Raw genomic sequence first — 11,026 nt, 5'->3', positions numbered from 1 at the left:
CTTCATCGATGTCCGAACTGGTTGATCACCTCGCGCACCTCACCGGTTTCCGTGACCGGGACGTGCTCGATGTGACACTGGTCGGCGCCTTCAAGGACCTGCTGCAGCCACTGTCCGTGGCCATCTACCGCACCGTGGCGGATCCGAACGGCGAGCGCTGGCTCACGCGAGCCCGCCTCGGGCACGGCGACGTGGCCGCCACCGCCGATCCGGCCTGGGTCGACCTGGACCAGCTGCCGCTGATCGACGAACACCCGGTGCGGCGCGACTGCCTGCGCACGCAGGAAGTGCGTTTTCAGCCAGGCCCACCGCATGTGAGCCTGTTTCCGGTGGCCACCGACCGAGAGGTCGTGGGCGTGCTGGAAATCGAGACGGCGCAGCCGATGTCCGCGGAAGCGCAGCGCATGGTGGGCAGCATCCTGCGCATCTACCGCAACTTCCAGGGCCTGCTCGACTACAGCGAGCGCGACACGCTCACCGGCCTGCTCAACCGCAAGACCTTCGACGAGACCTTCATGAAGACGGTCGTCACGCTGCCGGCCGCGGCCGCGCAGGGGGCGGCCGCGGAAGGCCGGCGCAGCAAGGGCAGCGGCCAGGGCTACTGGCTGGGCGTGATCGACATCGACCACTTCAAGAACGTCAACGACACCTACGGCCACCTGATCGGCGACGAGGTGCTGCTGCTGCTGTCGCGGCTGATGCGCTCCAGCTTCCGTTTCCACGACCGGCTCTACCGCTTCGGCGGCGAGGAGTTCGTGGTGCTGATGCGTTGCAGCAGCGACACCGACGCCGCCCAGGCCTTCGAGCGCCTGCGTGCCAACACGGAGCACTATGCGTTTCCGCAGGTGGGCCACATCACCGTGAGCGTGGGCTTCACCCAGGTCAAGCCCACCGACACGCCCAGCGCCGCCTTCGAGCGCGCCGACAAGGCGGTGTATTACGGCAAGACCCATGGGCGCAACCAGGTGGCCAGCCACGCCGACCTGGTGGCCCGCGGCGAGCTGGCGGAAGACGGCTCCAAGGTCGGCGACGTCGAGCTGTTCTGATCCGGCGCGCGCCGCCGGGTCGCCCAGGCGGGCAGGGCAGGTGCAACCGCCCCGACGGTGCTCTCACGGGTTCTCGTAGCGGCATCCGCCATGCGGCTGCAGGGCCCCGCACGGGAATTCCCCTATAGTCGGCGGTCTTGAAGACCGGCCGCTGCGCCGCCGCACGACGGCATCTGCAGCGATGCTGCGCCGCTTCCTCACCGCACGACATGAGTTCCCTTGCACGAACTTGCGCCCGGCTGGGCCTGCTGTCGGCCGCTGTGCTGCTCACCGCCTGCGCCTCCGGGCCCGCCGATGTGCCCAGCGCTGCGGCGGCGCCCGCCCGCTGGGCCAGCACCCTGCCCCATGAGGGCCATGCGGCCGGGCTGGCCGGCTGGTGGAGCCGCTTCGACGATCCGCTGCTGCCCGAGTTGGTGAGCAGCGCCGAGCGCGACAGCCCCTCGGTCGCGCAGGCGCTGGCGCGCATCGGGCAGGCGCGGGCCGCACTGCGCAGCACGCGGGCCGGCTTGTGGCCGCAGATCAATCTCGCCACCAACGCCGCCGCGGTCCATGAGCCGGGCCAGGACGGGCACCTCTACACCGCCAGTGCCGGTGCCGATGCCGCCTGGGAGATCGACCTCTTCGGAGCGCGGCGCCAGAGTGCGGCCGCGGCCCAGGCCCGTGTGGAAGGCAGTCGCCTGGCTTGGCACGACGCGCGGGTGAGCCTGGCCGCGGAGGTGGCGCAAACCTACGTGTCGCTGCGCACCTGTGAGGCGCTGGCCGCCGTGTACGAAGAAGAGGCCGGTTCACAAGGCAGGATCGCCGAACTGACGCGCCAGAAGGTGAAGGTCGGTTTCGATGCACCGGCCACCGGTGCGCTGGCCGAAGCGGGCGCCGCCGAAGCCGCCAACCGGCTGGCGGCCCAGCGCGCGGATTGCGCGGCCGTCGTGCATGCCCTGGTGGCCTTGACCGGCCTGCCCTACGACGCGCTGGCTCGCCAGCTCGCCGACCGACGCGCCCGCCTGCCGGCGGCGGCGCCGTTCCAGGTGGCCGCCGTGCCGGCAGCGGTGCTGGCGCAGCGCCCGGATGTGGCGGCCGCGCAGCGCGAGCTGGCCGCGGCCGCCGCCGACGTCGGTGCGGCGCAGGCTCAGCGCTTCCCGGTGCTCAGCCTGGCCGGCACCATCGCCGCGGTCGCCACCCGGGTGGCCGGCATCACCACGCACGGCAGCAGCTGGTCCATAGCGCCGGCGGCCAGCCTGCCGTTGTTCGACGGCGGCCTGCGTGCCGCCGGTGTGGAAGGCGCGCAGGCCCGCTACGACGAAGCCCGTGCGCTGTTCGAGCAGCGTGCGCGCCAGGCCGTGCGGGAGGTGGAGGAGGCGCTGTTGCGGCTGGATGCGGCGCAGCGCCGCGAAGCCGACGCGCAGCGCGCCGCCCGGGGCTATCGCGAGTACTTTGCCGCCGCGCAAAACCGCTGGCAGGTGGGCGCCGGCAGCCTGATCGAGATGGAGGACGCGCGCCGCCTGTCGCTGAACGCGCAGGCTGCGCTGGTGGGTGTGCAGCGCGAGCGCGTGGCGGCCTGGATCACGCTCTACAAGGCCGTGGGCGGCGGCTGGGACGCCGGCACGCCAGCGCCCGACGCGACGGCCAACAACGAGGGTCAACGGTGAAATCGAATCCACTTCCCCTGCTGCACAAACATTCCGCCGCGTTGGCGGTGACGCTGGCCGCCGTGTCCCTGGCTGGCGCCACACTGTTCTCGCGCGCCGCTGACGACAAGGCTTCGGCGCCCGCCAAGGCCGCGCTCACCGTGACCACCACCACGCCGCAGACGGTCGACTGGCCACAAACCCTGCCGGCCACCGGCAACATCGCGCCCTGGCAGGAGGCCATCATCGGCTCGGAGATCGGCGGCTTGCGCCTGGCCGAGGTGCGCGTCAACGTGGGCGATGCGGTCAAGCGCGGCCAACTGCTGGCGCGCCTGCAGAGCGACACCGTGAATGCCGAGATCGCGCAAACACGGGCCAACCTCGCCGAAGCCGAGGCCACCGTGGCCGAAGCACAGGCCAATGCCGAACGTGCGCGCCAGCTGCAGACCACCGGCGCCATCAGTGCCCAGCAGATCAACCAGTACCTGACCGCCGAGCAGACCGCCCGCGCCCGCGCCCAGGCCCTGCGGGCGCGCCTGCAGGCCGACCAGCTGCGCCTGTCGCAGACCCGCGTGCTGGCACCCGACGACGGTGTGATTTCGGCGCGCCTGGCCGCGGTGGGGCAGGTGGTGCAGCCCGGCCAGGAGCTGTTCCGCCTGATCCGCCAGCAGCGGCTCGAATGGCGCGCGGAGGTGAGCGCAGCCGACCTGGCCCGTGTGCAGCCCGGCATGCCGGCGCAGGTGACCACCGCCTCCGGTGCCATCGTGCCCGGCAAGGTGCGCATGGTGGCCCCCACCGTGGACGCCCAGACCCGCAATGGCCTGGTCTATGTGGACCTCACCGGCCGCGCCGATGCCAAGGCCGGCATGTTCGCGCGTGGCCAGTTCGAGCTCGGCCGGGCCAGTGGGCTGAGCCTGCCGCAAAGCGCGGTGCTGTTGCGCGAAGGATTTGCCTACGTCTACCGCGTGGGGCCGGGCAACAAGGTGGCCCAGACCAAGGTGGCGCTCGGCCGCCGCGTGGGTGATCGTGTGGAGATCGCCTCCGGCCTGGACCGCAATGCCCGCGTGGTGGCCAGCGGGGCCGGCTTCCTGGCCGATGGCGATACGGTGCGGGTGGTGCAGGCGGCCGCGCCCTCGGCCTCCGGCGCAGGCGGTGCGAAGCCGGCCGCCGCCGCGCCGGCAAAGTAAGCACACCGGAGAGCGCTGCATGGCCATCAACGTCTCGTCCTGGTCGATCCGCAACCCGACGCCCTCGGTGCTGCTGTTCATCATGCTCACGCTGGTGGGCCTGATGGGCTTCCGGGCGATGAAGATCCAGAACTTCCCGGACATCGACCTGCCGATGGTGACGGTGACCGCCAGCCTGCCGGGCGCCTCGCCGGCGCAGCTGGAAACCGAGGTGGCGCGAAAGATCGAGAACTCGATCGCCACCTTGCAGGGGGTGAAGCACATCTACACCAACCTGCGCGACGGCGTGGCCATCCTCACGGTGGAGTTCCGGCTCGAGAAGCCCACGCAGGAGGCGATCGACGACACCCGCGACGCGGTGTCGCGGGTGCGCTCCGACCTGCCGGCGGACCTGCGTGATCCGGTGATCCAGAAGGTCAACCTGGCCGGCACGCCCATCCTCACCTACACGGTGGCCTCGCAGCGCATGGACGACGAGGCGCTGTCCTGGTTCGTGGACAACCAGGTGGCCAAGCGCCTGCTCGCGGTGCCGGGCGTGGGCGCTGTCACGCGGGTGGGCGGCGTGAGCCGGGAAGTGCGCGTGGAGCTCGACCCGGCGCGCCTGCTGGCCCTGAACGCCACCGCGGCCGACATCTCCCGCCAGCTGCGCCAGGTGCAGCAGGAAGCCTCCGGCGGCCGCATGGACATCGGCGGCGCCGAGCAGTCGGTGCGCACCATCGCCACCGTGCAGTCCGCCGCCGAGCTGGCCGCGATGGAGATCGCGCTCTCCGATGGCCGCAGCATCCGCCTGGACCAGGTGGCCACCGTGTCCGACACCGTGGCCGAACAGCGCTCCGCGGCGCTGCTCAACGGCAAGCCGGTGGTGGGCTTCGAGATCGTGCGCTCGCGTGGCGCCAGCGAAATCGACGTGACGAGCGGGTCGCGCGCGGCGCTGGAGGAGCTGAAAGCGGCGCACCCCGACATCACCGTGACCGAGGCCTTCAACTTCGTGGACCCGGTGGAGGAGAACTACGTCGGGTCCATGCACCTGCTGTACGAAGGTGCGGCGCTCGCGGTGCTGGTGGTGTACCTGTTCCTGCGCGACTGGCGCGCCACCCTGGTGTCCGCCACCGCGCTGCCGCTGTCGGTGATCCCGGCCTTCGCGGTGATGCACTGGTTCGGCTTCACGATCAATGTGGTCACCTTGCTGTCGCTGTCGCTGGTGGTCGGCATCCTGGTGGACGACGCGATCGTGGAGATCGAGAACATCATGCGCCACCTGCGCATGGGCAAGACGCCGTACCAGGCGGCGATGGAAGCGGCCGACGAGATCGGCCTGGCGGTGATCGCCACCACCTTCACGCTGATCGCGGTGTTTCTCCCCACGGCCTTCATGGGTGGCGTGCCGGGCAAGTTCTTCGTGCAGTTCGGCTGGACGGCGGCGATCGCGGTGTTCTTCTCGCTGGTGGTCGCGCGCATGCTCACGCCCATGATGGCGGCCTACATCCTCAAGGCGATCGGCCACGAGGAGAAGGAGCCGGCCTGGATCCGCATCTACATGCGGTGGGCGCGTGCCTGCCTTAAACACCGGGTGCTCACGCTGGTGGCGGCGGCCGCGTTCTTCATCGGCTCCTTCATGCTGGTGCCGCTGCTGCCCACTGGCTTCATCCCGCCGGACGACCTGTCGCAGACGCAGGTGACGGTGACCCTGCCGCCCGGCAGCACCTTCCAGGAGAGCTATGCACTGGCCGAACAGGCGCGCCAGGTGGTGCAGCAGAACAAGCACATCAAGCTGATCTACACCGCCATCGGTGGCGGCAGCGCGGGTGCCGACCCGTTCGCGCCCCAGGGAGCGGCCGAGGTGCGCACCGCGGTGCTCACGATCAACATGACCCACCGCGATGACCGCAAGGGCGTCTCCAAGCAGGACATCGAGGCGCAGCTGCGCCAGGCGCTGGAGGTGCTGCCCGGTGCGCGGGTGAAGGTGGGCCTGGGCGCGTCCAGCGAGAAGTACGTGCTGGTGCTGGCGGGCGAGGACGGACAGCAGCTTGCCCACCATGCCGCGATCGTGGAGCGCGAGCTGCGCACCATCCCCGGCATCGGCGCGGTCACCTCCAGCGCCAGCCTGGTGCGGCCGGAGCTGATCGTGCGGCCGGACTTCGCACGCGCCGCCGACCTGGGCGTGACCTCCGCGGCGATCGCCGACACCTTGCGCGTGGCCACGGCCGGCGACTACGACCAGGGCCTGGCCAAGCTGAACCTGTCGCAGCGCCAGGTGCCGATGGTGGTGCGGCTGCCCGATGCCGCGCGCAAGGACCTCGGGCTGATCGCGCGCCTGCCGGTGCCCGGCGCGCGCGGGCCGGTGCCGCTGCAGAACGTGGCCACCATCAGCATCGACAGCGGTCCGGCCGAGATTGCGCGCTACGACCGGCTGCGCAACATCAACTTCGAGATCGAGCTCAACCAGCAGCCGCTGGGCCAGGTGCAGGAAAGGGCGATGGCCCTGCCCAGCCTGAAGAACCTGCCCCCCGGCGTGATCCAGACCTCGGTGGGTGACGCTGAAGCGATGGCCGAGCTGTTCGCCAGCTTCGGCCTGGCCATGCTCACCGGCGTGCTGTGCATCTACATCGTGCTGGTGCTGCTGTTCAAGGACTTCGTGCAGCCGATCACCATCCTGGCCGCGCTGGTGCTGTCGATCCCGGGCGCGTTCCTGGCGCTGTTCATCACGCACACCGCGCTGTCCATGCCCTCCATGATCGGCCTGATCATGCTGATGGGCATCGCCACCAAGAACTCCATCCTGCTGATCGATTACGTGATCCTGGCGCGGCGCGACCATGGCCTCAATCGCTGGGAGGCGCTGCTCGATGCCTGCCACAAGCGCGCCCGGCCGATCGTGATGACCACCATTGCGATGGGTGCCGGCATGATGCCGATCGCCCTGGGGCTGGGCGTGGACCCGAGCTTCCGCGCACCGATGGCCATCGTGGTGATCGGCGGGCTGATCACCTCCACCTTCCTCAGCCTGCTGGTGATCCCGGTGGTGTTCACCTACGTGGACGACGTGGTGCACTGGATACGCCGGCACCTGCCGCACAAGCATGCGCATGCAGTGAAGGCCGCGCCGGCGGAGTGACAGGCTTTCAGCGCTGGCGCGCAGCCGCGAAACGCTCCAGCGTCTTCTGTCGCGCCAGCTCGTGCTGCACGATGGGTGGCGGGTAGTCGCGGCCCAGTTCCAGGCCGGCGGCTTCCAGGTCCACCGGCCGCGCCAGCCAGGGCGCGTGGATCAGCGCGTCGGGCAGGCCGGCCAGCTGGGGCAGATAGCGGCGGATGAAGCGGCCCGAGGCATCGAACTTCTCGCTCTGGCTCACCGGGTTGAAGATGCGGAAATACGGCTGCGCGTCGCAGCCGGTGGAGGCGGCCCATTGCCAGCCGCCGTTGTTGGCGGCCAGGTCGTAGTCATTGAGCTTCTCCGCGAAGTAGGCCTCGCCGCGGCGCCAGTCGATCCCCAGGTCCTTCACCAGGAAACTGGCGGTCACCATGCGCAGCCGGTTGTGCATGTAGCCGCTCTGGTTCAGCTGGTGCATGGCCGCGTCCACGATCGGATAGCCGGTCCTGCCCTCGCACCAGGCGCTGAACAGCGCGTCGGCGTGTTTGCCGTGCTCCCACTTGATGTTGTCGTACTCGGGCCGGAAGGCATGGCCCACCACGCGCGGATGGTGGTGCAGCACCTGGTGGTAGAAGTCGCGCCAGATCAGCTCGGACAGCCACACCTCCGCCCCGCGCGAGCCGCCCAGCATGCGGGCATGGGCTTCGCGGGCGAGGCGGCGGATGGAGAGGGTGCCGAAGCGCAGGTGCGGGCCCAGGTAGCTGGGGCCCTTCACCGCCGGGAAGTCGCGGGTGGCGGCGTAGTCGTCGATGCGGTCGATGAAGTCGTCGAACAGCTCCATCGCGCCGGCGCTGCCCGAAGGCAGGCGCAGCTCGTGCAGGTTGGTGGTCTCGAAACCGATCGCCTGCAAGGGCGGCACCTCGGCCGCCTCGCCCGGGGGCAGTGGCGCCAGCGCGCCGGCGTGTTTGGCCACCGGGTAGGCGCTGAGAAAGAAGGGCTGCAATTGGCGCAGCCAGGCGTTCTTGTAGGGCGTGAACACGCTGTAGGGGCTGCCGCTGGCGGTGAGCACCTCGCTGCGCTCGAAGATCACATGGTCCTTGGCGGTGTGCAGCACGATGCCCAGGTCGGCCAGCGCGCCGCGCACCTGGGCGTCGCGCCCCAGCGCGTCCGGGTCGTCGTCATGGCTGGCATACACCGCCTGCACGCCGAGCGCGGCCGCCAGGGCAGGCAGTTCCTGCCGCGAGCTGCCGTGCCGCACGATCAGGCCGGTGCCTTCCACGCCGTGCGACTGGCCCAGCGCGCGCAGTTGCGAGTCCAACCCGACCAGGCTGTCGCGGATGAACTCCACCCGCCGGTCGGCGCGCGGCAGCTGATCCAGGATGTCGGTGTCGAAGACGAAGCCGCACCACACCCGGCGTGCCGCGGTGAGCGCGTGGTACAGCGCGGCCTGGTCGTCCACCCGCAAATCGCGACGGAACCAGACCAGGGCGGAATCCAGGTTTTTCTCCACGGAAGGGCAGTGTCGGCGATTTGTCGCTGTTTAGAATTGGTTCATGGCCGACGGCAGTATCAACCTCACCAACCAGTTCCTGATCGCGATGCCCGGCATGGCGGATGGCACCTTCTCCGGCGCGGTGGTGTACCTGTGCGAACACACCGACAAGGGCGCCCTGGGCCTGGTGATCAACAAGCCGATCGACATCAAGCTGAAGAACCTGTTCGAGAAGGTGGAACTCACGCTCGACCGGGAGGACCTGGCCGAGCAGCCGGTGTACTTTGGCGGCCCGGTGCAGACCGAACGCGGCTTCGTGCTGCACGAGCGCCTGGGCGCCGACGGCGGCCACTACAACTCCTCGCTCGCCATCCCCGGCGGCGACCTGGAAATGACCACCAGCAAGGACGTGCTGGAGGCCCTGGCCAACGGCGCCGGGCCGAAGAAGATCCTGGTGACACTTGGCTACAGCGGCTGGAGCGCCGGCCAGCTGGAGGAAGAGATCGGCCGCAACGGCTGGCTCACGGTGGACGCCACGCCGGAGATCATCTTCGACACGCCGGCCGAGGACCGCTATGAACGTGCGCTGTCCCTGCTGGGCATCGACCCGCGCATGCTGAGCGGCGAGGCCGGGCACGCATGAGCGTTTCGACGCCTGCTCCTGCTTCCGTCTCCCGCCCGCTTTCCTTTCTTGCTTTTGATTTCGGCACCCGGCGTGTCGGCGTGGCCAGCGGCAACAGCCTGCTGAAGAGCGCCTCACCGCTGCGCACCATCGCGGCCGAGGGCGACGCCCGCTTCAACGCCATCGAAAAACTCATCGCCGAGTGGCAACCCGACGCGCTGGTGGTCGGCATTCCCTATCACCCCGACGGCGCGCCGCACGACAATACCCGCCGCGCACAGCGCTTCGCGCGCCAGCTGCACGGCCGCTTCCGGCTGCCGGTGCACGAGGTCGACGAGCGTTACTCCACCACCGAAGCCATCGCCGGTGGCGCGGGCGACGTGGACGCAGCGTCGGCCGCCGTGATCCTGGACCAGTACCTGAGAACCCTATGAGCTCACTCCACCTCGACGCCGAGGCGCTGTACGCCGACCTGCTGCGCGGCGTGCGCAAGCTGTTGCAGCCCGACACCGTGCTGGTCGGCATCTGGTCGGGCGGCGCCTGGCTGGCCGAGCGCCTGCACACCGACCTGCAGCGCAGCGGCCAGCCCGGCGTGCTGTCCAGCACCCTGCATCGCGACGACTTTGGCTCGCGCGGCCTGGCCGCCGGCACCGACGCGACCCAGCTGCCGTTCGAGATCGACGGCGCACACATCCTCTTGATCGACGACGTGCTCTACACCGGCCGCACCATCCGCGCCGCGATCAACGAGCTGTTCGACTTTGGCCGCCCGGCCAGCGTGCAGTTGGCGGTGCTGGTGGACCGCGGCGGGCGCGAACTGCCGGTCGAGGCGGGTTACGCAGCGGCCAAGGTGGCGCTGCCGACCGGCCAGCGCTTGTCGCTCACCCGGGAAGAGAGCGGCCGGTTCTCGTTCTCGGTCGAAGAGGAGCAAGCGTAATGCTGATCCGACGCAACCCCCAGCTCAACGCCCACGGCGAGCTGATCCACCTGCTCTCCATCGAAGGCCTGCCACGTGCGGTGATCCACCACATCCTGGACACCGCAGGCACCTTCCTCTCGGTGAACGACCGGGAGGTGAAGAAGGTGCCGCTGCTGCGCGGCAAGAGCGTGTTCAACCTGTTCTTCGAGAACAGCACCCGCACGCGCACCACCTTCGAGATCGCGGCCAAGCGCCTGAGTGCCGACGTGCTCAACCTCGACATCGCGCGCTCGTCCACCGCCAAGGGCGAGAGCCTGCTCGACACCATCGCCAACCTGTCGGCGATGCACGCGGACATGTTCGTGGTGCGCCACAGCGAAAGCGGGGCGCCCTACCTGATCGCCCAGCACTGCGCGCCGCACGTGCATGTGGTCAATGCCGGCGACGGCCGCCATGCGCACCCCACGCAGGGCCTGCTGGACATGTACACGATCCGGCACTTCAAGAAGGACTTCAGCAACCTCACGGTGGCCATCGTCGGCGACATCGTGCATTCGCGCGTGGCGCGATCGGACATCCATGCGCTGGGCATCCTCGGCGTGCCGGAGATCCGCGCCGTGGGCCCCAAGACGCTGGTGCCGGGCGACCTGCGGGAGATGGGCGTGCGGGTGTGCCACGACATGAAGGAGGGCGTGCGCGACGCCGACGTCATCATCATGCTGCGGTTGCAGAACGAACGCATGAGCGGCGCGATGCTGCCCAGCGCCGGCGAGTTCTTCAAGCACTACGGCCTCACCGACGACAAGCTGGCGCTGGCCAAGCCGGACGCGATTGTGATGCACCCGGGCCCGATCAACCGCGGCGTGGAGATCGACTCCGCGGTGGCCGATGGCGCCCACAGCGTGATCCTGCCGCAGGTGACCTTCGGCATCGCGGTGCGCATGGCGGTCATGAGCATCATTGCCGGGAACGAAGCATAGTCATGGACAACCCCCACACTCACATTCGTTCGTTGCCCCCCGAGGGGGCGCTCGCCCTCCTTGAGAC

Annotated in this window: 9 protein-coding genes; 8 read left to right on the top strand and 1 reads right to left on the bottom strand. The window is 69.6% G+C overall.

The window, feature by feature from the left end:
- Window positions 1-8: 8 nt before the first annotated feature.
- The 4 genes from VPH43_RS01585 (at window position 9) to VPH43_RS01570 (ending at window position 6,973) form a co-directional block, all read left to right on the top strand.
- Window positions 9-1,046 carry a GGDEF domain-containing protein gene (locus tag VPH43_RS01585; RefSeq protein ID WP_328575893.1) on the top strand — a complete coding sequence of 346 codons (1,038 nt, stop codon included), beginning with the start codon at window positions 9-11 and terminating at the stop codon, window positions 1,044-1,046.
- 209 nt (window positions 1,047-1,255) lie between these two features.
- Entirely contained in the window at window positions 1,256-2,692 is a 1,437-nt protein-coding gene (locus VPH43_RS01580; protein ID WP_328575892.1) for an efflux transporter outer membrane subunit, read from the top strand.
- Window positions 2,689-3,858, top strand: a complete 1,170-nt coding sequence (locus tag VPH43_RS01575; protein ID WP_328575891.1) for an efflux RND transporter periplasmic adaptor subunit — start codon at window positions 2,689-2,691, stop codon at window positions 3,856-3,858. Before VPH43_RS01580 ends, VPH43_RS01575 begins: the two co-directional genes overlap by 4 nt.
- A 19-nt stretch (window positions 3,859-3,877) precedes the next feature.
- Window positions 3,878-6,973 carry an efflux RND transporter permease subunit gene (locus VPH43_RS01570; RefSeq protein WP_328575890.1) on the top strand — a complete coding sequence of 1,032 codons (3,096 nt, stop codon included), beginning with the start codon at window positions 3,878-3,880 and terminating at the stop codon, window positions 6,971-6,973.
- Between the two features lie 7 nt (window positions 6,974-6,980).
- Here VPH43_RS01570 and VPH43_RS01565 read toward each other — a convergent pair whose 3' ends face one another.
- Window positions 6,981-8,456, bottom strand: a complete 1,476-nt coding sequence (locus VPH43_RS01565) for a cryptochrome/photolyase family protein (protein ID WP_328575889.1) — start codon at window positions 8,454-8,456, stop codon at window positions 6,981-6,983.
- A 43-nt stretch (window positions 8,457-8,499) separates the two neighbouring features.
- On the opposite strand from VPH43_RS01565, the gene VPH43_RS01560 reads away from it, so the two are divergent.
- The 4 genes from VPH43_RS01560 to VPH43_RS01545 are packed head-to-tail and all read left to right on the top strand — an operon-like array spanning window position 8,500 to window position 10,959.
- Complete coding sequence (locus VPH43_RS01560) at window positions 8,500-9,081, top strand: YqgE/AlgH family protein (RefSeq protein WP_328575888.1); 582 nt, start codon at window positions 8,500-8,502, stop codon at window positions 9,079-9,081.
- Window positions 9,078-9,494: a Holliday junction resolvase RuvX gene (gene ruvX / locus VPH43_RS01555; protein WP_328575887.1), complete on the top strand. Its 417-nt coding sequence runs from the start codon at window positions 9,078-9,080 to the stop codon at window positions 9,492-9,494. The genes VPH43_RS01560 and ruvX overlap by 4 nt, the downstream gene beginning before the upstream one ends.
- Window positions 9,491-9,997, top strand: coding sequence for a bifunctional pyr operon transcriptional regulator/uracil phosphoribosyltransferase PyrR (gene pyrR / locus VPH43_RS01550; RefSeq protein WP_328575886.1), 507 nt, complete (start codon window positions 9,491-9,493; stop codon window positions 9,995-9,997). The genes ruvX and pyrR overlap by 4 nt, the downstream gene beginning before the upstream one ends.
- A complete protein-coding gene (locus VPH43_RS01545; protein ID WP_328575885.1) occupies window positions 9,997-10,959 on the top strand; it encodes an aspartate carbamoyltransferase catalytic subunit in 963 nt (320 codons plus the stop codon). The genes pyrR and VPH43_RS01545 overlap by 1 nt, the downstream gene beginning before the upstream one ends.
- Window positions 10,960-11,026: the final 67 nt, after the last annotated feature.

The organism is Ideonella sp. BN130291 (assembly GCF_036231905.1).
Lineage (GTDB): Bacteria > Pseudomonadota > Gammaproteobacteria > Burkholderiales > Burkholderiaceae_C > CAMLIZ01.
Note: the sequence above shows the minus strand (reverse complement) of the source record. Positions and strands in the feature narration are given on the sequence as shown.